At 44.1% G+C, this 24,467-nt stretch carries 19 protein-coding genes; 2 read left to right on the forward strand and 17 right to left on the reverse strand.

What is annotated here, in order from left to right; all coding sequences use genetic code 11:
• Window positions 1–13 precede the first annotated feature (13 nt).
• Genes HQ43_RS06040 through era form a run of 3 tightly spaced genes read right to left on the reverse strand, consistent with a single transcriptional unit; the run spans window position 14 to window position 2,763 of the window.
• A complete protein-coding gene (locus HQ43_RS06040) occupies window positions 14–469 on the reverse strand; it encodes a PH domain-containing protein (protein ID WP_036791108.1) in 456 nt (151 codons plus the stop codon).
• A gap of 25 nt (window positions 470–494) precedes the next feature.
• A complete protein-coding gene (gene der, locus HQ43_RS06045) occupies window positions 495–1,811 on the reverse strand; it encodes a ribosome biogenesis GTPase Der (protein ID WP_036791110.1) in 1,317 nt (438 codons plus the stop codon).
• A 31-nt stretch (window positions 1,812–1,842) separates the two neighbouring features.
• On the reverse strand, window positions 1,843–2,763 hold the full coding sequence (gene era / locus HQ43_RS06050) for a GTPase Era (RefSeq protein ID WP_235300043.1): 921 nt from the start codon (window positions 2,761–2,763) through the stop codon (window positions 1,843–1,845).
• Window positions 2,764–3,077: 314 nt separating this feature from the next.
• On the opposite strand from era, the gene proS reads away from it, so the two are divergent.
• The gene (gene proS, locus HQ43_RS06060) at window positions 3,078–4,559 is read left to right on the forward strand and encodes a proline--tRNA ligase (protein WP_036791114.1); all 1,482 of its coding nucleotides are present in this window, start codon (window positions 3,078–3,080) and stop codon (window positions 4,557–4,559) included.
• A 698-nt stretch (window positions 4,560–5,257) separates the two neighbouring features.
• On the opposite strand, the gene HQ43_RS06065 is transcribed toward proS, so the two are convergent.
• From HQ43_RS06065 to HQ43_RS06130, 14 genes are all read right to left on the reverse strand, one after another.
• Window positions 5,258–8,050 carry a M60 family metallopeptidase gene (locus tag HQ43_RS06065; RefSeq protein WP_036791117.1) on the reverse strand — a complete coding sequence of 931 codons (2,793 nt, stop codon included), beginning with the start codon at window positions 8,048–8,050 and terminating at the stop codon, window positions 5,258–5,260.
• A 263-nt stretch (window positions 8,051–8,313) separates the two neighbouring features.
• Entirely contained in the window at window positions 8,314–9,156 is an 843-nt protein-coding gene (locus HQ43_RS06070; protein ID WP_036791120.1) for a 3-hydroxybutyryl-CoA dehydrogenase, read from the reverse strand.
• Between the two features lie 28 nt (window positions 9,157–9,184).
• Complete coding sequence (locus HQ43_RS06075) at window positions 9,185–9,958, reverse strand: enoyl-CoA hydratase-related protein (protein WP_036791122.1); 774 nt, start codon at window positions 9,956–9,958, stop codon at window positions 9,185–9,187.
• Window positions 9,959–9,965: 7 nt separating this feature from the next.
• A complete protein-coding gene (locus tag HQ43_RS06080; protein ID WP_036791125.1) occupies window positions 9,966–11,174 on the reverse strand; it encodes an acetyl-CoA C-acetyltransferase in 1,209 nt (402 codons plus the stop codon).
• 43 nt (window positions 11,175–11,217) lie between these two features.
• Window positions 11,218–11,877, reverse strand: a complete 660-nt coding sequence (locus HQ43_RS06085) for a 3-oxoacid CoA-transferase subunit B (RefSeq protein ID WP_036791127.1) — start codon at window positions 11,875–11,877, stop codon at window positions 11,218–11,220.
• 12 nt (window positions 11,878–11,889) lie between these two features.
• Window positions 11,890–12,681, reverse strand: a complete 792-nt coding sequence (gene kamE, locus HQ43_RS06090) for a lysine 5,6-aminomutase subunit beta (RefSeq protein WP_036791130.1) — start codon at window positions 12,679–12,681, stop codon at window positions 11,890–11,892.
• Window positions 12,682–12,706: 25 nt separating this feature from the next.
• Window positions 12,707–14,263 (reverse strand): lysine 5,6-aminomutase subunit alpha, encoded by a 1,557-nt coding sequence (gene kamD / locus HQ43_RS06095; protein ID WP_036792633.1) that lies wholly within the window; start codon window positions 14,261–14,263, stop codon window positions 12,707–12,709.
• 26 nt (window positions 14,264–14,289) lie between these two features.
• Window positions 14,290–15,690: a lysine 5,6-aminomutase reactivase ATPase KamC gene (gene kamC, locus HQ43_RS06100; RefSeq protein WP_081964559.1), complete on the reverse strand. Its 1,401-nt coding sequence runs from the start codon at window positions 15,688–15,690 to the stop codon at window positions 14,290–14,292.
• On the reverse strand, window positions 15,687–16,688 hold the full coding sequence (gene kamB / locus HQ43_RS06105) for a lysine 5,6-aminomutase reactivase subunit KamB (RefSeq protein ID WP_200879550.1): 1,002 nt from the start codon (window positions 16,686–16,688) through the stop codon (window positions 15,687–15,689). Before kamB ends, kamC begins: the two co-directional genes overlap by 4 nt.
• Before the next feature lie 27 nt (window positions 16,689–16,715).
• On the reverse strand, window positions 16,716–17,960 hold the full coding sequence (kamA, locus tag HQ43_RS06110; protein ID WP_036791136.1) for a lysine 2,3-aminomutase: 1,245 nt from the start codon (window positions 17,958–17,960) through the stop codon (window positions 16,716–16,718).
• Window positions 17,961–17,965: 5 nt separating this feature from the next.
• Window positions 17,966–19,006, reverse strand: coding sequence for an L-erythro-3,5-diaminohexanoate dehydrogenase (kdd, locus tag HQ43_RS06115; protein WP_036791139.1), 1,041 nt, complete (start codon window positions 19,004–19,006; stop codon window positions 17,966–17,968).
• Between the two features lie 46 nt (window positions 19,007–19,052).
• Window positions 19,053–19,871, reverse strand: coding sequence for a 3-keto-5-aminohexanoate cleavage enzyme (gene kce / locus HQ43_RS06120; protein ID WP_036791142.1), 819 nt, complete (start codon window positions 19,869–19,871; stop codon window positions 19,053–19,055).
• Between the two features lie 148 nt (window positions 19,872–20,019).
• A complete protein-coding gene (gene kal / locus HQ43_RS06125) occupies window positions 20,020–20,403 on the reverse strand; it encodes a 3-aminobutyryl-CoA ammonia lyase (RefSeq protein ID WP_036791144.1) in 384 nt (127 codons plus the stop codon).
• Between the two features lie 21 nt (window positions 20,404–20,424).
• Window positions 20,425–21,075, reverse strand: coding sequence for a CoA transferase subunit A (locus HQ43_RS06130; protein ID WP_036791146.1), 651 nt, complete (start codon window positions 21,073–21,075; stop codon window positions 20,425–20,427).
• A gap of 457 nt (window positions 21,076–21,532) precedes the next feature.
• On the opposite strand from HQ43_RS06130, the gene HQ43_RS06135 reads away from it, so the two are divergent.
• Window positions 21,533–24,376 (forward strand): M16 family metallopeptidase, encoded by a 2,844-nt coding sequence (locus tag HQ43_RS06135; RefSeq protein ID WP_036792637.1) that lies wholly within the window; start codon window positions 21,533–21,535, stop codon window positions 24,374–24,376.
• Window positions 24,377–24,467 lie beyond the last annotated feature (91 nt).

Consider the following 24,467-nt stretch of genomic DNA (forward strand, 5'->3'; position numbering starts at 1 on the left):
GTAACCAACAGTGTCAAAAGACATCGTTGATCACTATCGGCTTTTTGCCGGAACGGTGTATTATAAGCAGATTACCCGTTCTATATGTTATGTAGAGGCGAAAGTGCCCCAGAGCTTTGGAGTAGAAGTAGCCCCAGTAACCAAAGATACCGCCTGAGGCACATGTGCGAATGGCTCCCTCAAGAATATCCATCGGGGCCTGGTCTATGGTTGCACTGCTCAGGTCTATCACCTTCTTGTGCAAAAGTTTTCCGATGACTATGCTGTTGGGAGTCCGCTGAATATAGATGGGAGCCAAAAAGATAAGTACTCCGAAAAATAGAAGTATGGCTACAAGCGATGCTTTTGCTATAAATGTCCCGGAAGGGAAAAGGAAAACGAACAGCAGGATGATAAATACATACGTCAGTATGGTTATTATCCGAGCGAGCCTGTCCATCTTCAGATAGTGTTTTTTGTAAGTTCCCATCTTAGTCCGTTTATTATGGGTTAGACTATTTTTCTCGCATAAAGATATTTACAGGCGTACCGGAGAAGTCCCAGTTTTCCCTTATCTTATTTTCCAAAAAGCGTTTGTACGGCTCTTTTACCCACTGTGGAAGATTGCAGAAAAAGACAAACGAAGGCACAGAAACCTGTGGGAGCATCGTGATGTACTTGATCTTTATGTACTTTCCTTTGGTTGCGGGGGGAGGCGTTTTCTCTATAATAGGAAGCAGGATCTCGTTCAGCTTGGCTGTTGAGATGCGTTTCTTTCTCTTGTCGAATACTTCCTGAGCCATATCCAATACCTTCATGATACGCTGTTTGTTGGTTGCGGAGATGAAGATAATAGGAAAATCGGTGAAAGGAGCCATACGTTCACGGATCACTTTTTGGTAATAGTCTATCGCCTTTTGGCTTTTGTCCTCCACGAGATCCCATTTGTTCACGCAGACAACCAGCCCTTTCTTGTTCTTTTGTATCACTGAGAAGATGTTCATATCCTGGCTCTCTATTCCTTTAGAGCCGTCTATCATCAGCACACACACGTCGCTGTTCTCTATTGCACGTATAGAGCGGATAACGGAATAGTATTCCAAGTCTTCGTTTACCTTCCCTTTCTTTCTCATTCCGGCGGTATCTACCAGATAGAAATTGTGCCCAAACTTATTGTAGTGCGTGTATATAGAGTCCCTTGTCGTGCCTGCTACATCTGTTACGATATGTCTGTCTTCATTGAGAAACGCATTGATGAGAGAGGACTTCCCTGCATTGGGACGTCCGACGATAGCTATTCGAGGGATGTTCTCTTCGACTTCTTCGTCCGGTTTGGATTCGGGTAGCAGCTTCACCATAGCATCCAGGAGGTCTCCCGTTCCGGATCCGTTGATTGCGGAGATGCAGTATGGATCTCCCAGACCAAAGCGATAAAACTCCGCGGCATACACCTGCATCGAAAAGTTGTCTGCCTTATTGGCTACCAGCATTACCGGCTTCTTTGTTCGTCTCAGTATGTTTGCCACCGCATCATCCATATCCGTAATGCCCTCATTGACATCAAGAACGAAAAGGATAAGGTCGGCTTCGTCTATCGCTACCTGTACTTGTTTGTTGATCTCATCCTCGAAAATATCTTCGCTATGCACTACCCATCCGCCGGTATCCACTACCGAGAAAGAGGTGCCACACCATTCTGCCTTTCCATATTGGCGGTCTCGTGTTGTGCCGGCAACGTCTGTCACTATTGCGTCTCTTGTTTTGGTCAGTCTGTTGAACAATGTGCTCTTGCCTACATTCGGGCGTCCTACTATTGCTATAAGGTTGCTCATATCTTTCTTCTTATGTTTATCGTTTGGTATGTCAGTCTATCTTGTATCCGTAGGCACGCAGGAAGTTGTCTCTGTTGCGCCAATCTTTCTCCACTTTGACATACGTTTCCAGGAAGATCTTCTTCTCGAAGAACTTCTCCAAATCTTTTCTTGCCATTGCTCCTACCTTTTTCAGGGCTTGTCCTCCATGCCCTATCACGATTCCTTTTTGGCTGTCGCGTTCTACAACGATTACGGCTCGTATGCGGATCAGAGCATCTTCCTCTTTGAACTCTTCTACAACCACCTCCGTAGAGTAAGGTATCTCCTTCTGGTAGTAGAGCAGTATCTTTTCTCGAATGATCTCCGTTACAAAAAACCTTGCAGGCTTATCGGTTAAAGCATCTTTATCAAAATATGGAGGGGATAATGGTATCAAATCCTCTATCCTTTTCTTAAGCTGCTCCATGTTGAACTTGTGCAGAGCGGAAGCCGGGAATATTTCGGCTTTGGGCAAAAGCTCTTTCCACTCCGATATGAGAGCTTCCAAGCCCTCTTGTGTAGTGAGATCTATCTTGTTGATGACCAATAAGACGGGACACTCCAACGATGCAACTCTTCGCAGGAATGTGTCGTGCTTGGTGGGTTTCTCCACTGTGTCTGTAACGTAAACTAACACATCGGCATCACCCAAAGCACTTTCCGAAAACTCCAACATGCTTTCCTGCATCTTGTAGTTGGGCTTCAACACACCCGGCGTATCGGAGTAGACGATCTGCAAGAGAGGAGTATTGACGATTCCCATAATGCGGTGGCGAGTGGTTTGAGCCTTGGAAGTGATGATCGAAATCTTCTCTCCGACAAGGATATTCATTAGCGTAGATTTCCCCACATTCGGATTTCCCACAATGTTTACAAAGCCGGAGCGATGTTCGCTGCTTACTCCCCCGAGCATTTCTGTTATTTTATCCATTTTATAAAGCCTGTATTTCTCTTCAAAAGTACAAAAATAGTCTGAGACTGAGAGGCTATCTCGGTGTTGTTCCAAAGAATAACGCATTTATCGGACCTCTTTCCCGGGAAATTTCTATCCCTTTGCGCAAGATGGTTTTTATCTTCTCTCTGGAACGGAAAAGTATAACTCCGTTTTACTGCATCCCATTCAAAAAGAGACATTTCAGCGGTCTGCTATTGCGTAAATATTTGTAACTTTGGAACCTGTTTGGAGAGAGGATATTGTCTCTCCGCTCTCAAGAATAAGAATATAAGAGAAAGGTAAAGATAATTATGGCAAAAGAACTAAAAGAACTCACTTCACGTGCCACAAACTATTCGCAGTGGTATCAGGATCTTGTGATTAAAGCAGACTTGGCAGAAAGCTCTGCCGTGCGCGGCTGTATGGTGATAAAGCCTTACGGATACGCCATTTGGGAGAAGATGCAACGCGTTTTGGACGATATGTTCAAGGCTGAAGGTGTACAGAATGCTTACTTCCCGCTCTTTATCCCGAAGTCTTTCCTCTCCAAAGAGGCGGATCACGTAGAGGGTTTTGCCAAGGAGTGTGCCGTAGTTACTCACTATCGTCTGAAAAATAACCCCGACGGCACCGGTGTGATAGTAGATCCGGAGGCTCGTCTGGAAGAAGAGCTTATCGTCCGTCCAACGTCTGAGACCATCATCTGGAGCACTTATAAAAACTGGATTCAGAGCTATCGTGACCTTCCTTTGCTCTGTAACCAGTGGGCAAATGTGGTGCGTTGGGAGATGCGTACACGCTTGTTCTTGCGTACCGCAGAGTTTTTGTGGCAAGAAGGACACACGGCACACGCCACCGAAGAAGAGGCTCTGAAGATGACCCGAACTATGATAGATGTTTACGGAACATTTGCGGAGAAATACATGGCAATGCCCGTGATAAAGGGATGCAAGAGTGCCAACGAACGTTTTGCCGGAGCACTCGACACTTATACCATAGAGGCGTTGATGCAGGATGGTAAAGCCCTTCAGAGCGGGACTTCTCACTTCCTCGGACAAAACTTTGCCAAGGCTTTCGATGTTCAGTTTACGAGCAAAGAGGGTAAGGCGGAGTATGTTTGGGCAACCTCTTGGGGTGTTTCGACACGCCTTATGGGTGCTCTCATCATGACCCACTCCGATGACAACGGACTGGTATTGCCTCCACGATTGGCTCCGATCCAGGTGGTGATAGTGCCTATCTACAAGAACATGGAGATGCTCCAAGCCATAGACGAAAAAGTGGCTCCGGTGGTGGAAGAACTCAAAAAGCGCGGAATATCGGTAAGATACGACAACTCGGACAACAAGAAGCCGGGCTGGAAGTTTGCCGAATATGAGCTGAAAGGAATACCCGTGCGCCTTGCCTTGGGCGGAAGAGATCTCGAAAACGGCACCGTGGAGGTGATGCGCAGAGACACGTTGGAGAAAGAGACAAGATCTTTCGACGGCATTGCGGACTACGTGGAGACTCTGCTCGGAGACATACAGCAAAACATTTTCCAAAAGGCACTCGACTATCGTGCCACACACACCATAACGGTGGACAGCTACGAGGAGTTCAAGGAGAAGATAGAAGATGGCGGATTCATCCTTGCTCACTGGGACGGAACACCCGAAACGGAAGAGCTCATCAAGCAGGAAACCAAAGCCACCATCAGATGTATTCCTTTTGAAGGAGACACCACTCCGGGGCAGTGTATGGTTACGGGCAAACCATCCGCAAGGAGAGTGTTGTTTGCAAGATCTTACTAATAGCCGGAAGGCAGAGGTTAGCCGACACAACCTCAGAAATAGAAATGGGAGCCGACAGATCTGTCCGGCTCCCATTTTTTGGATTACAAATAAAACTTTTGTGGAAGTTCTTTTTTTTGAACAATAAGAGAACGTAGTTTTTTGCCTCTTTTCTGTCTACAAAGTTCGGGTATTTCCGCAAGTCTGCCAATACCCCGAAAGAGTGATTTTCCCCTTTATAAACAGCCCGAAAGGGCAATCCTCTAACAGATATTTCCTTTTTTGCCCGATTTCGAGGACGCCCTCGGACGTTCCACTCCATATACTCTTCCGCCGCCGAGAACAGATTTACCTCCTTCTCCCGAAGCCTTTGGGAGGAGAAAAATTTCCATGCGCACAGAAAAAAAATTACGTGCGCACAGAAAAAAAATTACGTGCGCACGAAAAAAAATTTACGTGCGCACGAAAAAAAATTTACGTGCGCACGTAAAAAAATTTACGTGCGCACGAAAAAAAATTTACGTGCGCACAAAAAAATATTTACGTGCGCACGTAAATTTTGCTGCTTGCGGAAGGAGATTTTCAGATACAGCTTTTGCCTGAAATCTTTGGGGCTTTGACTGCGGATATAGAAAGAGAATCCCTCAGAAGTGGTTGGACAAAAAAACTTCTGAGGGATTCGTAAAGGAGCAGAAACTCCTTAATCACAAAGTATGTTGTTATTCGTATGGGATCTCTTCCTTCTTGCCGTCAAAAGAGATGGCGTAAGCCTTGCAGCTCTTGTCGAATGAGCCGGGAAGTACGAACTTAGGGCTGTTTGCCACACAGATGAGTCTGCCCGAAGCGTTGTAGATCTCCACCGCGACATAGTCGCGCCAGCCGGAGTTTACTTCGAACATCGTGTGTCTGCCTTCCGTTACGACCCTGCTCTTTCCGCCCTTGGTGATGCTTTTGCGATCTCTGTAAATCTGCCAGTTGGAGTCCGAAATGTACTCGATGCGGTCTGTGATCTTCTTGAGACCGAGCTTGCTTATCTTCTGTTTGATTTCGGAAACAAGGGCTTCGGTTACCGTAACCATCTCCTTGCCATAGTCGTTCACTTCCCATGAACCGACGCGATAGAATCCCCAGCGTTCGCAGAACTCTGTCAGATCGTAACCCGCGGCACGAGAGGCACGAAGAGAATACTCGACCTGCGCCCGTCCGTTGTCTTCCGGATTGGGATCCGTGCGAGTATATTCGTAGAACTCTTTGTAGAAGTCTTTGTTTCCCAACACATTTGAGAAGTAGAGCTGAACCTGCCAGAATGGAACCAACTGACAGAAAACATCCGGGATGATGATATACGGACGCTGCTCCACGAAAGCGTAAGAGAATGCTTTGTCGTATCTGTTCACAAAACCGTCGCCTTTGAGAAGATTTTCGTACTGGATGCGAGAGGGCTGCCCCCAAGATGTTTGAATGAACAGAGAGTGTACATTGGTCGTAACTTCGGTAGTACCTCTCCATTTGAAGCCTCTGGATGTCTGATGGATATGCCCCAACTCATGAGCAGGTCCCCAGATACTTTCCACAAGTTTATTGGGATCAAGGATGGTCGGAAGCGTACCAACACTATATGCTGTGCGGTACCCCGTTGCATACATATAAGAGTGGTACATGACGTGAAAGTAGGCGCGGTTACCATAAACACGATCGTACTTCTGAAGCCCCATGAAAACCTGTTCGTCCAAAACCAGTTTATCGTAAAGATCTATGAGTTTTTTACCATCTGCTCCGGTGAAAGAGCGATAGCTCTCAACGGGGAACGTCAGGTGAGCCTTTGTACCCACAATGTCAAAAAACTTGTTATGGTTTGCCTTCGCAAGCAGCTCGTTGTATCTTGAAGGTGCATGCTTCTGAACATCGTAGTAGCCTTGAACATTTCCGGTAGCAAAGTGAATCTTCACTTTAGGAGCATTGGCATACTCTTCCGTGTGGTATAATACATAGAGAAGTCCATCTGCATCCGCTTTGATTTTGTTGGCTCCCTCTTGTAGAGAGTAGACATAATTGTCATTGTAGCCATCTCCATTCGGTTTGTCCAAATTAAGCAGACGCAGACTCAAAGTCTGTCCACCAGTTTTTCCGACAAATACGATAATGTTTTCGTCTCTGTTTACAGCAATTCCGGTAGGGTTATCCAAAAGACTGTAAGTACCGGTTCTGTTTATTTTTGCCTGAGTAGAGGGGTGAGGCCATGCACGGAAAGAGTCGATGCGGAACTCTTTCGGGTAAGTCCCTTTGTGCATATAGTAAGCGATCTGACGGTAGAGATCATTCTCTATATTCATGATCTGAGACTCGGTTATACCTTGTTTAAGCTCCGAACACGTAATATCCGTAAAGATCGTTGTGGGATCAAACTTATCGGGATTGATACGGTAGAACTCCATTTCGGAGCACGCCGCAAAACCCTTTCCGTCTCCGTGCCCGGAAAGAACAACGAATCTTACCGCCGAGGGTTGCATCAAAGGCTTTTCGAATATAATCTTTGCAGGATTGGAAGAGCCCTTAAAATCGTGTGTGATGAGCTTCTTGAACTCGTTGCTTCCATCCGATTTTGCCCAGATTTCCACAAGCTTAAAGTGCCCGTTTTGAGCATCTTTTCTTGGATGATAGATGAGGTAATCTACCCGTGGTTGGTCCTTGAAATTGTACTCCAAAGTGATGGGAAAATAGTTGGGCGCGGAATTCGACCACGATGAGTGGTAGATGGTCGTATAGTTGTTGTCAAAAGAGTTCTCTATCGGAGTGCCATTCTGTACGGATGACGCATAACCCGAAAATACCGGAACCTTGATGTCTTCATCTATGGTACCGGAGGTCTTGCCATCGTAGCCGTTATCTCCTTTCTGGGTAATGGTAATCTTTGTCTGGGCAATAGGAGTAGTCCCGACCGTTTGAAGCAGTAGCTCTGCTTTTCGTTCTGCTCCTTCATTCCAATCCGCCTCGATATAAAGCTCTTTCGGCTCTACGGTGGCTATGCTCTTGTATGCTTTTATCCAAGAGATGTCCGAAGGTATTACCACCTCATACTCTGCATTGGTGTAGATGCCGACAGTGCTCTTGCCTCCTCCTTTCTCGATAAGAAGCGTGGTGGTAGAGGCTTCCACAAAAGGTCCTTGCGCAGCCTGCTTTACATTGATCGTTGCAGAGACTCCCATTCCACTCAATGTGAGCTGAGCGGAACGCTCTTCTCCGGTGTTCTTTGTTACTGTAATGGCGAGACGGTTACGCAATCCTCTTGCCGATAACCACGATGAGGCAGATGAGGGAACAGATACTTTCCACTCCGGGATATTGGTTGCGATGGGAATTTCTTTGGTCTGCTCCTCCGAAGATAAGGCTACTTGCGTATTTTCTTTCAGGTCAAAAGCATACACTTCGTTCTTGTTTTTGTCTTTGCATGAGGATGCCGAGAAAGACACGAACAGGAACGAAAACAGCAGGAGAAATAGTGTTTTCTTCATGAAAAATGGTTGCGAATTCTTTTGTGAAACTAAATAATGTGCTAAAAATGCTTCCGCAAAAGTATATATAAATAATGAGATGTCAAAGGGATAAGATGCTTGTTTGCAAACTTATAGAGTTAAAGAGGAAATTGTTTTTGTTAAATATATAGAGGAGGGATATTCTATTTCTGCTTTTTCTTGACAGAGAAGCAGTATAATAAAATAAAGGCTGAACTCCCAATAGGAAGTTCAGCCCTCGTTATCTTGTTGATTCTACTTCTTTATTTGTATGAGAAGAAACCCTCTCCGGTCTTACGTCCAAGGAGATTGGCCCGTACCATCTTGCGAAGAAGCGGATGTGGACGATACTTGCTATCTCCGAACTCATGATAAAGCACTTCCATGATGGCAAGACAAACATCCAATCCGATAAGATCTGCCAGCGCCAACGGACCAATAGGATGCCCGGCGCCAAGCTTCATCGCTTCGTCTATCTCTTCTTTGGAGGCTACTCCTTCTGCCAATGCTCCGATTCCTTCGTTGATCATAGGAATGAGCAGACGATTTACAAGAAATCCCGGTGCTTCGTTTACTTCAACGGGAACTTTTCCGATCTTTTCTGCCACTCCCTTTACACAGGCAAAGACATCATCGGAAGTGAGTTGACCTCGAATCACTTCGACGAGTTTGAGCACAGGAACAGGATTGAAGAAGTGCATACCGATAACTTTCTCCGGTCTCTTTGTGCAAGCAGCAATCTCTGTGATAGAGAGTGAAGAGGAGTTTGTGGCAAGAATAGTCTCCGGCTTGCAAGCCTCGTCAAGTTCCTTAAAGACACGTTTTTTTAGCTCCATATTCTCTGCAATGGCTTCCACCACAAGCGATGCATCTGCTATATCTTCGTAGATGAGCGTAGAGGAGATGCGAGAAAGAATATTGCCTTTCTCCTCTTCCGTGATGGAGTGCTTGGATACGAGCTTGACAAGAGATTTGTCTATATTGGTTATTGCACGATCCAAAACCTCTTGAGAAAGGTCTTTCATGACCACTTGATAACCACCTTGAGCAAAGGCTTGTGCTATACCATTGCCCATGGTTCCGGTTCCTATTACTGCTATCTTCATATCTTTTGAGTGTTGATGGTTATTGTGTTTATCTGCCTTTGAATACGACCTTCTCTTTCTTCAGGAATGCTTCCATTCCTCTCTTCTGATCTTCTGTTTCAAAGCATTGGGCAAAAAGATCGACTTCAAGTTCTATCCCTTCTTCTATACTCAAGTCCCAACCTTCATTGATGGCTCTCTTGGACAGATGTACAGCGATAGGAGCTTTTTTTGCAATTAGTCTTGCCAAAAGAATGGCTTCCTGCATGAGTGTCTCATGCGGTACAACGGTGTTGATGAGACCGATACGTTCTGCTTCTTCCGCACCAATGATTTTTCCTGTAAAGATAAGCTCTTTAGCCTTACAGAACCCTATGGCTCTGGCTAAACGTTGAGTGCCGGAAAAACCGGGAGTTATGCCAAGCCCGACTTCCGGTTGCCCAAACTTAGCTTTATCGGATGCAAGACGAATATCACAGGCTAAAACGAGTTCGCAACCACCTCCCAAGGCAAAGCCGTTTACTGCTGCAATAACAGGTTTAGGAGAAGCCTCTATACGACGAAAGACTGCCGCACCAAGTGTCCCAAACTCTTTGGCTGCCACATGATCCATCTTACTCATCGCTTGTATATCCGCTCCGGCTACAAAAGCTCGGTCTGTTCCGGTGAGGATGATCACTCTAACGTCTTCATTCTGCTCCACTTCTTCAAAGCGAAGAATGAGTTCTTTTATCAGAGCAGTATGAAGAGCGTTGAGTGTTTTGACGTCATCTATACGAAGAACCGCTACATGCCCATCTATTTCTGTATGTACGTGGCTCATGCAGAGTTTATTTTACAGACTTAATGATAATGGCTGTTCCCATACCTCCTCCGATACAGAGAGAAGCAAGACCATACTCCTTTCCATATCTCTTAAGTTCGTGCACAAGAGATACAAGAATTCTGTTCCCGCTTGCACCGATAGGATGGCCCAAAGCGATAGCTCCTCCATGAATATTGGTACGTTCGTCAATCCATTCACGAGAGACTCCGTGTTCTTCAATCAATCCTTTAATTACTCCAAGAGATTGTGCTGCAAATGCTTCGTTTAGCTCTATGATCTCCATGTCGGACAACTTCATCCCTGCACGTTGCAGAGCCGAGCGAATAGCAGGAACAGGACCAAGCCCCATTACATGAGGGTCTACACCGCCTTCTCCAAATGCAACAATCTCAGCAAGAGGAGTAAGATTGTACTTCTTTACCGCGTCTTCATCTGCCAACATCACAAAAGAAGCACCATCGTTCAGTCCCGAGGCATTGCCGGCTGTTACTGTACCTTCTTTTTTGAAAGCAGGACGCAACTTGGCTAATTTCTCTAAAGAAGAACCTCTATTGGGGAATTCGTCTTTTTCAAATAGAATGGTCTCTTTTTTAGTTATGATTTCAACCGGAACAATTTCTTCTTTGAACTTGTCTCCATCTACGGCTGCGATAGCCTTTTCTTGGGAAAGTATTGCAAAACGATCTTGATCTTCTCTTGAGATACCACACTGGTCTGCGATATTTTCTGCAGTAATTCCCATGTGATAGTTGTGGTAAGCATCTGTAAGACCATCATTTACCATGTGATCTATAGCTTGAAGATTGCCCATCTTAAAGCCGGAACGTACATCTCCAGAAAGAATAAAACCTGCATTTGTCATGGATTCAGTTCCACCTGCAATCACCACGGAAGCAAACCCTGCCATGATGTCTGTAACACCATTCATCACAGCTTTCATACCGCTCCCACACACCATATTTATAGAGTAGGCGGTCTTTTCTTGTGGGATACCTCCCAAAATGGCACACTGACGAGCTACGCCCTGTTTCTGTCCAGCAGAAAGAACATTTCCTGCAATGAGAGTATCTACAACGGAAGGATCAATCTTAGTCTCTTCCAAGATATTGCTAACAACCATTGCTCCAAGTTGAGCAGGGCTGAATGGGGATAGGCTACCCATAAATTTGCCTATAGGTGTGCGCTTTGCAGCAACAATAAATACTTTTTTCATCTGTATAATGTTATAATATCTTTTTCTAAGACTCTTCTTAGCATTAAACTGCGATAGTTTTAATATTCTCTCTGAAGATGAGCGGAGCTGCTGTGGCTGCTTCTACATCTTCTTTGGTAAACTCAGGATGTATTTCTGCTACTTCCAGACCTCTTTCAGTAACAAAAATAACACACATTTCTGTAATAATCATGTCGACCGCTTCTTTTGCCGTAAGAGGAAGAGTACACTCCGTCATAATCTTAGGAGCACCTTTAGCTGTGTGTTCCATGGCAAGAATCACTTTACGTGTTCCTGTAAGAAGGTCCATTGCCCCTCCCATTCCCGGAACCATCTTTCCCGGGATATTCCAGTTGGCAAGATTTCCTTTTACATCGACTTGAAGTGCTCCCAAAATGCTAATATCTACGTGCCCTCCGCGAATTATGGCAAAAGATGTTGCACTATCAAAGGAGGCAGCTCCCACATCAGGAAGAATAGCACCACCTCCTGCATTGATGTAGTGAGGGTCTTCATTCCCTGCTTCCGGTGTGCGCCCCATACCTATGAGTCCATTTTCCGATTGCAAGTATACCTTTATATCGGAGCTGAGATAGTTTGGAACAAGAGTCGGAAGACCTATTCCTAAGTTTACCACATCACCGTCCTTTAATTCTTGAGCCACCCGGCGAGCAATGACTTCTCGTATCTGATTTTTATCCATAAGGTATAGGTTTTATTGTTTATTAAGTCTTCGGTCTAATTCTTGTGCAACAAAAGAAGCAACATCATCGGCATAAGTATTCATACCAAATCCGGCATCATATCCCAGCTCTTTTGCCAACTCATGGGAAATACGGGGACCTCCTGCACACAATATGACTTTATCTCTGAGGCCTTCTGCTTCCAACATTTCCACCAGCTCTATCATGTTCTTTATATGTACATCCTTTTGAGTAACGGTCTGTGAAACAAGAAGGGCATCCGCTCCGATTTCAATCGCTTTGGCTATGAAATCTTCATTTAATACCTGACTTCCCATATTGAGTGCTTCAAACATTTCGTAGCGTTCAAGACCATAGTGTCCTGCAAATCCTTTCATGTTCATGATTGCGTCAATACCCACTGTATGAGCATCCGTCCCCGTACTCGCACCTACCACAACAATTTTACGACCAATATGCTCTTTGATAAAGTCATCAGTCATTTGCATGTCCCACTTTTCAGAGTCAACCTTAGGAACATGAATCTGAGTGTAGTCAATTGTCACGGTAGAGCTGCCGTAGCAGTTGAAGAATGTAAATCCTTCCGTCAGTTCTTTGTGATACACTATTTGGGGATTGTCAAATCCCATTTTTCGTAAAAGTTGTTTTGCTGCTTCAATGGCTTCATCTCCGGCAGGTACCGGAAGAGTAAAACTGATTTGAGTTTTACCATCATTCATGGTATCTCCGTATGGCTTTATTTTAGTCAGATCCAGCGTTTGGTCGAAATCGTTGGCTTCTGTAGAATATAATCCTCCGCTCATGTAAATATACGATTGTTAGATGTTACTATTTTACCGGGTTCATAATCTCTATGAAAGGATTATAATAGTGTTCTCCCTTCATTACAACTCCTGCAAGACCTTTACCTCCATTCATAGGACGCTTTACATCTGCAAAGATTCCTTTCTCAATAGCAGTAAAAAGTCCTACTTTTTCGAGTTCATCCAGTAGTTTGATAGTCTTAGCCAAGACTTCTTTTGCTCTTGTTTGAATAATACCTCCCTCCTTATATTCCATCTCTTCTCCGATGGAGCGCATGTTATTGAAGATATATTTTGCATTTTCGATGGAAAGGTATCTATCACTCATGAAGGGAGTATGGATGGCTTCGGTAGGCATACCCAAGAGCTGAATACCTTGATGCGTCCAAATTCCAATCATATTAAACAGGGCATCTTGGAGGTGTCCTCTGAAGATATTTCCAGTCATGAACTTTGTCGGAGGCATATATTTTAGAGGTGCTTTGGGAAAGATCTCCCTTGTCATCTGTGCTTGTGCCAATTCATATAAGAAGCCATTTTCGAGTTCGGGATCCATTTCAAAAGCATGACCGAGTCCCATTTGCTCTTCCGGAAGACCGGCAAGAAGTGCAAGCTGTTCATTGATGATATCAGAAGCCAATACCGTATGAGCTTCTTCTACTGCATCTGCTGTTGTGAGATAGTTGTCTTCTCCTGTATTTATGATAACTCCAGCAAAACCATTGATGACGCGAGACATGAATTGGTCAACAAGAGTTCGTTGCATATTGATGTCGCGGAAGAGAATACCATAAAGCGCATCATTCAACATGACATCCAAGCCTTCCAATGCTCCCATTGCTGCAATCTCCGGCATACATAGTCCGGAACAATAGTTACAGAGACGAATGTATCGCCCGACTTCTTCTCCGACTTTGTCCAATGCTTGACGCATAATTCGGAAGTTTTCCTGAGTCGCAAATGTTCCTCCAAAACCTTCTGTCGTGGCACCATAAGGGACATAGTCGAGAAGACTCTGCCCAGTGGTACGAATTACGGCAATAATATCTGCTCCCTGCCTTGCAGCAGCTTCTGCTTGTACAACATCTTCGTATATATTACCGGTAGCAACAATCACATAGAGATAAGGCTTAGAACCTTCACCGATAGTAGCCAGATAGTGTTCTCTTTTCTTGCGTCTATCTGAAATCTTAGTGATACTTTCATCTACAGAAGGCTTCAGTGTCTTTGCTACTTCTTCTTTGGAAATGTAAGGGAAAGAAGTAATATCCATTTCTCCGGCTCCTACTTTTTCAGCGATCTGTTGGGCTGAAAGCTTGGTTGCAGCCATTGCATTCGCCAAAAAGAAGAGAACACCATGTTCCAGTACTCCTTTGCTTTTAAGATCATCGACAAGGACATTGGGTAGAGGCACCCCATTGGCATCTACATTATCCACGCCTATAAGGCGACAAAGTGTGCGTTCTACCGCCACAGTAGAGTAATCTTTTACGAAGTCTTGCACTCCATCTGCAATCTTTCGAGCAACGCTTCTTGCGTACTCTACATCCTTAAAGTCTATTCCTAATTTACTTTTCTGCATCATTGCTACTGCTGATACTTTATATTTTATATGTTATTCTTCAAATGTCTTTTGATGTGTAGAAGAAATTCATCGTTTACTCCTACTATCTCAGCTATACGGATAGCCTCATGAGGCACATCTCGTGCTGTGGTCTCTTCTAATGAATAGTCTATATAATCATTTATATGCTCTACGCTTACTTTGCCGGAAGTACACCTTTCTTCTCTGAAACCTTTTACTCTAAGTTTTCTTACAGGCATATCTATGCCATAGTGAGTGGTAATAACGGCACGTACATTCTCTTTTACCAAAAACTCCAACATTCCACATACAATGGCTTGTCCTTCTACCGGATTCGTTGTTCTTGCTAATTCGTCTATGAGGACCAGCATAGACGTTCCCTTTTGTGCTTCTAAAACAATGTCGTTGACTTTTAGCATTTCAGAAGCATAAGAAGATAAGCCTCTGCTCTCATCTTCTCCGTCTCCGGATATTATAGCAATCCTTTTTACCGGAGCAACTGTTGCAGAGGTTGCCGGAATAAAAAATCCAAACTGTGTCAAGGTTTGTGCAAGAGCAATACTTTTCAGGAAAACACTCTTCCCGGCCATATTTGCTCCGGTAACCACGGTTGGACTTTGGGGTAAAACTACATCAACGGGCTGAAACCTTTTTCCTTTTTCCTCTAAGTAAGTACTGACTTCCGGATGGAATAGTCCCTCAAAATATGTCTTCTCCTCGACTATTGAAGGCTTGCAGAGGGTCATTTTGATCGCTTGCTTAGCTTTAGCCAATAAGAGATCCAAATGTCCCATTTCATTCAGAGCTACAACAAGGCTTGATGCATATTCTTGCAGTTTGGCTGTCAAGGTTGTACGAATGTCATCTTCAAGACGAACAGACTGAATACGTACACTCTCTATTTCCTCTTCCGGATAGCCCTTTTCTGCCATGTGTCGTATTTGAGCCCTTAGTGAAGCCAGAGTCGGAGAGTAAGAATCATAGATATAAAAATGAGGGATGCGTTTGCCTTCCGGGTCCAGCAAGTCAACAACAGGTTCCAAGTCAGGAACGAATAGGAAAGAAAGATTTAGCTGCTCTCCCAATTCCCGGCAGTGTACCGCTAATAGAGCCAAATTTTTTATCTCAAAGAGCTCTATATCGGTCAGTTGAACCTTTGCTGACAGGCTTGAAAGAGTTCCTTTGATATCTCTTAACTGCATCAACTTTACTTCCATGACAGTAACAGGTTCTTTGAATTCCGGAGAGAGTAATCTTTCTTTTAGCAACTCTACTTCAGAAAGAGCTTGTTCTATTTCTGTCTTATCGGTCAGGAACGGAGACTCTGAAAGGCATCTGCGCCCAACAGGAGAGAGAATGCTCAAATCCTCAAGCATAAAGCGAAATCCGCTTATCTCTTCTAGCGCTTGCTTAATCGACATCATATTCTTTTAATATCATATACCGGGATTTGCAGAGCCTCTTGCATCTCTTCTTTCAGTAGATCCGAATTGAGGCAGATCCCATTCGGAGCCAGAGGATTTATGGTAACGGCTATGAGATTGGTTTGTTGAAGAGTTCTTACAATATTTCCTTCCCTTTCGTAGGCATCAAGGACATTGGGAGAGAGAAATAGCTTTGTAAAGTCTTGAACAATCAGCTCTACATTTCTTTTTTGTAATCTGAGAGTCTCCAAGAACTTATCACTTACCAACCCCGATACGTATATCCTATTCCCAAAACCAAATAGCTCTTTGGTGCTTTTCTCTGCCAAGAAAATCGACGGTATTCCCAAATCATGAATCGCATCATTTTCATCAACAGCCCAAATCCCTCCCGTTATGTTTGATAGGGATGAGGCTAAGGCAGATTCAATAGCCGGGATACCTATAAGCCGTTTCACGAACTGTGTTTGACGCACGAGTTGAGAAATATTGGCAGAAAGAGCGGCTCCTGTTGCAAGCACCATAGCATCCGTTACAGCTGGAGAAGCCAAACTCATACGAGAAAGAGCTCCATCCACCAAGGTCGTCTTTATATTTAGTCCCTTTAGTCGCTTTATCAGTCTTTTTGTGCCCGCTGTATTGGACGGACCGGAGATCAAGCATTTCCCCGATAGTACGGAACGTGCTGTTATGAGTCTTCCCAAAGCCGTTTGTTCACTACTGACATCCAATATTTCGGAGATGAGCCTGCGCCTTTGATAGTGATTTTCAGAAGTAACAAAGGTCATCCCTTCATATATGGTTATTTCCGGCTTCGGTGTCCTGGTTACACGATCGGTATCTTCGCCATCCACCCCAATAGAAGTTAAAGCAATAGAGGTATCCATCGTGCTTATTCTACGAAGAATATAATTAAGACACTCTGTCTTTCCGGTATTCTTCTCCAAGCCAACGATGGATACACTCTCGTGCTCTAATATGTCTTTTATAAAAGGCATACTTTTAAGGGGGCATGGTCTTTTGCCTTAGTGTTCGTTCCGTTTGTGTCTTGCAAGTTCTTTAGGTTCTATGGAAAGTTGTTGACCTCCCAATAGTGCAGCAACGCCTTCTTTGGCTTTCTGCTTCTTGCACTCCTCGCAGTGACACTCTTCTACATAATCTTCCGGTTCGGTATAAGTGCTTATAACACCTTCGTAGTTGCGCACTACCACACGATTAGGACTTTGAGAGATCATGTACGATGGCATAACCGGTATTTTACCGCCACCACCGGGAGCATCTATAACGAAAGTCGGTACTGCATAGCCGGAAGTATGTCCGCGAAGATTCTCAATGATTTCTATACCCTTGGATACAGGAGTACGGAAGTGTCCGATACCCATACTTTGGTCACATATATAGATATAGTAAGGACGAACACGGATTTTTACCAACTCATGTACCAGCTTCTTCATAATATGAGTACAATCATTGATTCCACGCAGGAGTACGCTTTGATTTCCCAAAGGGACACCGGCATTTGCCAAACGTGCACAAGCTTCTGACGACTCCTTTGTTATCTCGTTCGGGTGATTAAAGTGTGTATTCAGCCATATCGGATGATACTTCTTTATCATTTCACAAAACTCAGGAGTAATACGCTGAGGCATTACAACCGGAGTTCTTGATCCGAAGCGGATAATTTCCACATGAGGAATTTCTCTAAGACGTTGCAGTATGTACTCAATCTTGGAGTCGCTCATAAGAAGAGCATCTCCTCCGGAAAGTAGAACGTCTCTTACCTGAGGAGTACGTGCTATGTAGTCTATGCACGCATCTATACGCTTTTGAGGAGAAGCAGCGTCTCTTTGTCCGGCAAAGCGACGTCTTGTACAGTGTCTGCAATACATTGCACACATATCCGTGATGAGGAATAAAACTCTGTCCGGATAGCGGTGTGTAAGTCCCGGAACAGGAGAGTCGCTATCTTCATGAAGAGGGTCCTGTAAATCCGAAGGACTTACATGAAGCTCATTTTCTGTCGGAATAGACTGCTTTCTTACCGGGTCATGAGGATCGTTAGGGTCTATCAAACTTAAATAGTAAGGTGTGATAGACATTCTTATAGTCTTGAGGCTTTCTCGAATCCCTTGCTCCTCTTCCGGTGTGAGAGAAATATACTTTTTAAGGTCTTCGACAGTCTCTATTCTGTTTTTTACCTGCCATTTCCAATCGTTCCATTCTTCATCTGAAACATTCGGAAAGAACAGTTTCCTATTACTTTCTCTCATAAGGCTTATGCGTAGAGTTCTGTGAAAATCTTTCTTAGAGCTTCAGACTCTCTGAGTTCTTGAAGAGTGATTTCAGCGTGTCCTTTGGTATAACCGTTACCGATCAACATAGTCACGTCGCTACCTACACCTTCTGCTCCAAGAGCCGCTTTCGTAAAGCTTGTAGCCATAGAGAAGAAGTAAACTATACCTGTATCCTTAGTGATAAGGATGCTTGTCATTTCTGTATCAGGTATGTTAACATTGTTGATTGTTACATCAGCAAGTTCTCCATTGGTAAGAGCCTCTATCTTTTCCAATACGGGAACAGGTTGAGTTGCATCTGCCGAGAATACATGATCACAAAAACCTAAAGAGATAAGACGATCCGTACTCTTTTGAGAATGAGTAATGCCAATAACCTTACCGGTTACACCCGCACGTTTTTTTGCCTCATAGCAGCAAAGCATACCGGACTTACCACCCGCTCCAATAATTACCACTGTATCACCCGGACGAACAAGTTTTGCTGTTTGAGCCGGAGCTCCTGCTACGTCAAGAGCAGAAAGAGCCAATTTTTCGGGGAGATCTGCCGGAATTTTAGCATAGATACCACTCTCGAACAAGATAGCTTTTCCGTCTATGTCTACTTGATCCACATCTTTACGAATCTCTTTGATCTTGTCTATTCGTAGTGGGGTTAGTGAAAGAGAAACAAGAGTAGCTATTTTGTCACCGACCTTAAGGTCTGTCTTACCTACAAGAGCATCTCCGATTTTTTCCACAGTTCCGAGAAGCATACCACCCGAACCTGTCCAAGGATTGCGGTGCTTGCCTTGTTTCTCTACTATTTCCATCATGATCTCAGCAATTCTCTTTTCATCGCCATTTGCACGAGCAGAAATATCTGTGAAAGAAGCCGAGTCTATATTTAGAGTTTGTACATCGATGAGTATCTCATTGTCATAGATCTCATCCATATTGTTGTCGATCTTATTTGCCGGTTGTGGAAGAACGCCTACCGGTTCTATCACGCGGTGTGTTCCGTACTTATTGCCTTTTTTCATAACGGTTGTTTCAATTATTTTTTTGTTAGAATACTTTGTTTAGTCCTTATTTGATACTTAAAATTTGTCTTGCTTCATCAGGAGTGGCAATCTCTCTGCCGAACATTTTTGCCATTGCAACAACTTTCTCCACAAGCTCTCCATTAGATTTAGCCAATACGCCCTTAGAGATAAATACATTGTCTTCAAATCCGACACGCACATGACCTCCATCTATAATGGCAAGCATGGCTAACGGAAATTCGTATCGACCTACTCCTGCTACGGTATAAGTAGCATCGCTTGGAATACTGCCACGAAGAAAAACAAAGTCTCTCATCTCTCCGGCAATACCTCCATTTACCCCCATTACAAAGTCAAAGTGCATCGGAGATTGGATATATCCTTTTTTTGCCAGGCGGAGCGCCATGTCGATCATACTCTTGTCAAACACCTCAAGTTCAGGTTTAATACCCAATTCTATCATGCGTTGTCCAAAATACTTGATCGTATTTTCTGTGTTTGTGAATACTTCATCACCACCGAAGTTGAGTGTTCCGCAGTCCAAAGTAGCCATTTCGGGCTTGAGTTCGGTGGGTTGAAGACGCTCATCATTTGTCATACCCACAGCTCCTCCCGTAGAAGGTTGAATGATAACGCCCGGACAAGCTGCGTAGATGGCATCCATTACCTCTTTGAATCTTTGCTTATCCTGGGTCGGAGTACCATCATCCCAACGGACATGCAGGTGGATGATACTTGCTCCTGCATCAAATGCAGACTTTGCTTCTCTTACGCACTCTTCCACAGTGTAAGGTACTGCGGGGTTGTGTTCTTTAGTTACCTCCGCTCCGGAGATAGCTGCTGTGATAATAAGTTTTTCCATTGTGTCTATTTCTGATAAGGAGCAAAAGAACGAGAGATACGAGACACGCTTCACCCGATACTTGCTCGGTGTTAGTAATTTCTTGTTAAAGAACTTATTTGGATTTCTATCCCTTGATCTTGCTAAAGGACCTAAGGATCAAGAAGATTTATTTCCTTTGACACTCTTTGGGCACCACGCATGTTCCGCTGGCACGACACACCACGATAGGTTCTTCCAAAACATCGGCTGCAGAAGCGGAGATATCTGTTCTTGGGCGGATTACCTTTCTCGCCTCGAATACCATTTTGCGAGAAGTGTTACCCAATTTTGTGATTTCTCCTGTCGCTTCGATATAGTCTCCGGCAAATACAGGATTAAGGAACTCTACGTTATCATACGCCACAAAGAGACCTTCGTCTCCATCTTGAGCGATAAGAAGTTCGGTTGCAACATCTCCAAAAAGTTGGAGCATCTTTGCTCCATCTACAAGATTTCCACCATAATGAGCGTCATGGGAACTCATGCGCACTCGAATCAACGATTTTTTCATACTACTAAAAGTTCTATATCATTAGTGTTGTACAATGTGATCAACAAAGATATGAGGCGTATGTATGCTCTCCGGAGCCAAAGAGCCTGCCGGCACTATTTCTTTAATCTCTGCGATTACAAGATCGGCAGCCATAGCCATTAGCGGATTGAAGTTTTGAGTTGTTCCTTTATATATAAGGTTACCCATTTCGTCCCCTATGGAAGCTCCTATTAAAGCAATATCCGCACGTAAAGGCTTCTCCAAAAGAAAGATCTTTCCATCCACCTCCACCTGAGCCTTCCCCTCTTCTATAATAGTGCCTAAACCAACCGGAGTAAGAACACCTCCAAGACCGGAGCCTCCACAGCGAATGCGTTCTGCCAACGTTCCTTGGGGAGAAAACTCTATCTCCATCTCACCATTACGCATCTTTTCTCCTGAGTAAGGATTGGTTCCGATATGAGAAACGATCAGTTTTTTTACTTGATGATTTGCAACAAGCTTTCCACATCCTTTGTCCGGAAATCCGGAGTCATTCACGATGAGAGTCAAGTCTTTCACGCCTTTCTCTACAAGAAGGTCTATGATATTTTCAGGGGATCCGTTTCCAAGAAAGCCGCCAATCATGAGAGTCATGCCGTCTTTTACTTTCGCGGCTGCTTCAGCCGCAGAAATCAACTTCTTAGCCATGTGGTGTAATAGTTTTTACGTTGTAAAGCCTGCCTTTATTTGCAGGGCATCTACTTCTTATTATATTATTGTATTCTATATTCTTCAGTGTCGTTTTTTCATCTTCCAGGGAACACCTTTTTACCCATACTCATCTGTCTTTTTCAAAAAGGTTTTCTTCTGGCAATGCGAATGTAAGGAAAAAAAATTGTGTCTGCAAAAAAACACACTTCTTGGGGCTATTCTTTTTCCGGTATTTCAAGAATAAGACCTTTTCAGGAACAGGCATAGGGATGTTTTTGTTAAAAAAGATCCCTTCATAAGGATCTTTAGATTTTTCCCCTGTACGTTTTCCAAATAAAACGGAGCTATATAAAAAAAGAATATCTAATTCTCTTTCTTATAGTGCTTTTTGACTATCTTTGCCCTGCTCATATATCAGGACACAAAATTCATCACTAATACGTACAAAACCAAAATGAATCTAAAAAAACTAATCTCAAGAGGAGTGGCTCTTGTGGCGCTACTCTGTAGTTTCGGAACAGTGGCTTATGCTCAAGAGATTCCGACAGACCAAGAGGTTCGTGTAGGTAAGTTGGACAATGGTCTCACTTACATCATTCGTCGCAACACCGAACCCAAAGAACGTGCCCACTTCTACATCGCTCAGAAAGTAGGTTCCATTCTTGAAGAAGACTCTCAAAGCGGTTTGGCTCACTTCCTCGAGCACATGGCTTTTAACGGAACAAAGAATTTTCCGGGCAAGAACCTTATAAATTATCTCGAAAAAGTAGGTGTGCGTTTCGGTTACAATCTCAACGCATATACCGGTTTTGACGAAACCGTTTACACCATCATGGACGCTCCTACTACCCGTCAAGGCATTGTGGACTCCTGCCTGCTCATCTTGCACGACTGGTCCGGATGTATCTCTTTGGAAGAAAAAGAGATCGACGCAGAGCGCGGTGTGATTACCGAAGAATGGAGAGGCGGTCGTAACGCATTCTCTCGAATGCTTGAGAAAGTTCTACCTAACATCTTCCCTGAAGGCAACCTTTATGGCAAGCGTATGCCTATCGGTAGCATGGAAGTAGTCAACGGCTTCAAGTATCAAGAGCTTAGAGACTACTACAAGAAGTGGTATCGCCCGGATCTTCAAGGTCTCATCATCGTGGGAGATGTTGATGTGGATTATGTCGAAAACAAGATCAAAGAGATTTTCAAAGACATTCCTGCTCCCGGTCCGGATGCTGCCGAGCGTGTATATACTAAGGTTGAAGATCACCAAGAACCCCTTATAGGTATTGCCACAGACAAGGAGTCTCCAATGACTTTACTCATGCTCAACTACAAGAGAGACGCTCTTTCAAGAGAAGATCGTGCTTCTATCAAGGGTATTCTTTTGGAATACTTTTCCTATGTGGTTACTTATGCCATGAACGAACGCTTGGAAGAGATCGCACATAAACCTAATGCACCATTCCTCGGAGCCGGTGTCGAAGATGGCAGTTTGCTTGGTTTTGCAGTAACCAAAGATGCTTTTGGCTTTACGGCACAAGTAAAAGAGGGTGGACTTAAAGAGGCTATGAACGCACTGGTGGCAGAGAAGAACAGACTTATAAAATACGGTATCACTCAAAGTGAATACGATCGTGCCAAAACAGAGTTCCTTAAAAACCTTGACAACGCAGTGAAAGGCAAGGCAAACCGTAAGAATGCTTCTTATGCCGAAGAGTATAAAGAGTACTTCCTTAAAGGTGGTATGCTCCTCACTCCGGAGACTAAGAAGATGATGTTCGACCAGCTTGCTCCAAACATTCCTCTTGCAGGACTCAATCAGTATGTACAGCAAAGCCTCATAGCTCCATACGACAACCTTTCCATCATGGTACTCGGACCGGAGAAAGAAGGTGTGGAAATGCCTACAAAGGAAGCCACTTTGGCGATGTACAAAGAGGCAAACGCAATAGCGGTAGAGCCTATCAAGGAGACTGTTTCAAACGTTAAGTTGATGGAGACACTGCCTAAACCGGGCAAGGTAACCAAAGTAGAGAAAAACATATCCTTTGGTGCAGACAAGTGGACACTCAGCAACGGTGCCGTGGTTTACGTCAAGCCTACAACATTGAAAGAGAACCAGATCCTTTTGAGCGGTCGCAGCAAGGGAGGTCTTCTGCCTTATTACGAAAAAGAGTTGGATAATGCCAAAGTATTCGGTTCTGCCATTGAAGTGGGTGGATTGGCACAGTTCTCTGCAACAGACCTTCCAAAGGTTCTTGCAGGTCGTTCTGCTTCCGTATCTACATCGGTAGACTATGTTGGCGAAAACGTATCAGGATCATCTACAAAGGACGACTTGGAAACCATGTTCCAGCTTCTTTACCTCAACTTCACAGCCAAGCGTACAGACAAAGAAGCTTATCAAGCATTCAAAGAACGCACCATCAGCAACCTCAACAGCCAAAAGGCCAACCCTATGTCCGTATTGCCGGACAGCATCTCGGCGACAATCTTCAACAACGATAAGCGAGTGGCAGCCCTTTCTGTAGAGAACCTTGAAAAGGCCAACTACGACCGCATCATGGCAATCTACAAAGAACGTTTCTCCAATGCAGGCGACTTCACTTTCGCTCTTGTGGGTAGCTTTACAGAAGAAGAGATTAAGCCCTTCGTAGAGCAGTATATCGCCTCTCTTCCTGCCACTAAGGTCAGAGAAAAAGCAATGGGTAATAAAGTTCCCGGAACTGCTGCAAAGGGTAGAGTAAACCACTTCACCAAGACAGTGGATACACCTCTGGCTGTCGTTGTGGATCTTTATGCCGCAGATGGTAAAATCTCTCTTGAAAACGAACTCAAGATGGATCTTCTTACAGCTGTCCTCAGCCAACAGTACACCAAATCCATTCGTGAAGAAGAGGGAGGTACTTATGGCGTATCCGTAAACGGTTCTTACACCAGATACCCTGTGGCTACAAAGAGACTCAACATCGTCTTCAACACAGCTCCTGAAAAGGCAGAAGCTCTCAACAACAAAGTGAAGAGCGAGCTTAAGGAAATGGCTGAAAAAGGCATAGACAGCTTTTACCTTGAAAAAAGTATCCTTAACATGGAAAAGAACTACCACGAACGTCTCAACGAAAACTCATACTGGTTGGGGCTTATTTGGAGGGATATCGAGCATGGTGAAGACTTCCACACAGACTACTTGAAGACATTGAAGTCCGTCACTCCTCAAGACATACAAGCCTACCTCAAGGAAATCCTTGCAAACGGCAGATACTTTGAAGTGGTATTCAAGGGCGTAAAAGAAGAAGGCAAATAAGCAGATCCCTCACGGATCAATACCCTATATCGAAAAAGGAGAGAAGAGGTGCAATGCCTCTTCTCTCCTTTTTTCATTTGCTCTGCTCTGC

Origin of the sequence: Porphyromonas canoris, from assembly GCF_000769115.1 — a bacterium.
Lineage (GTDB): Bacteria > Bacteroidota > Bacteroidia > Bacteroidales > Porphyromonadaceae > Porphyromonas_A > Porphyromonas_A canoris.

Coding starts and splice junctions, on each gene's coding strand:
- HQ43_RS06040 (WP_036791108.1), bottom strand. CDS start 469: ATGGGAACTTACAAAAAACACTATCTGAAGATGGACAGGCTCGCTCGG.
- der (WP_036791110.1), bottom strand. CDS start 1,811: ATGAGCAACCTTATAGCAATAGTAGGACGCCCGAATGTAGGCAAGAGC.
- era (WP_235300043.1), bottom strand. CDS start 2,763: ATGGATAAAATAACAGAAATGCTCGGGGGAGTAAGCAGCGAACATCGC.
- proS (WP_036791114.1), top strand. CDS start 3,078: ATGGCAAAAGAACTAAAAGAACTCACTTCACGTGCCACAAACTATTCG.
- HQ43_RS06065 (WP_036791117.1), bottom strand. CDS start 8,050: ATGAAGAAAACACTATTTCTCCTGCTGTTTTCGTTCCTGTTCGTGTCT.
- HQ43_RS06070 (WP_036791120.1), bottom strand. CDS start 9,156: ATGAAGATAGCAGTAATAGGAACCGGAACCATGGGCAATGGTATAGCA.
- HQ43_RS06075 (WP_036791122.1), bottom strand. CDS start 9,958: ATGAGCCACGTACATACAGAAATAGATGGGCATGTAGCGGTTCTTCGT.
- HQ43_RS06080 (WP_036791125.1), bottom strand. CDS start 11,174: ATGAAAAAAGTATTTATTGTTGCTGCAAAGCGCACACCTATAGGCAAA.
- HQ43_RS06085 (WP_036791127.1), bottom strand. CDS start 11,877: ATGGATAAAAATCAGATACGAGAAGTCATTGCTCGCCGGGTGGCTCAA.
- kamE (WP_036791130.1), bottom strand. CDS start 12,681: ATGAGCGGAGGATTATATTCTACAGAAGCCAACGATTTCGACCAAACG.
- kamD (WP_036792633.1), bottom strand. CDS start 14,263: ATGCAGAAAAGTAAATTAGGAATAGACTTTAAGGATGTAGAGTACGCA.
- kamC (WP_081964559.1), bottom strand. CDS start 15,690: ATGATGTCGATTAAGCAAGCGCTAGAAGAGATAAGCGGATTTCGCTTT.
- kamB (WP_200879550.1), bottom strand. CDS start 16,688: ATGCCTTTTATAAAAGACATATTAGAGCACGAGAGTGTATCCATCGTT.
- kamA (WP_036791136.1), bottom strand. CDS start 17,960: ATGAGAGAAAGTAATAGGAAACTGTTCTTTCCGAATGTTTCAGATGAA.
- kdd (WP_036791139.1), bottom strand. CDS start 19,006: ATGAAAAAAGGCAATAAGTACGGAACACACCGCGTGATAGAACCGGTA.
- kce (WP_036791142.1), bottom strand. CDS start 19,871: ATGGAAAAACTTATTATCACAGCAGCTATCTCCGGAGCGGAGGTAACT.
- kal (WP_036791144.1), bottom strand. CDS start 20,403: ATGAAAAAATCGTTGATTCGAGTGCGCATGAGTTCCCATGACGCTCAT.
- HQ43_RS06130 (WP_036791146.1), bottom strand. CDS start 21,075: ATGGCTAAGAAGTTGATTTCTGCGGCTGAAGCAGCCGCGAAAGTAAAA.
- HQ43_RS06135 (WP_036792637.1), top strand. CDS start 21,533: ATGAATCTAAAAAAACTAATCTCAAGAGGAGTGGCTCTTGTGGCGCTA.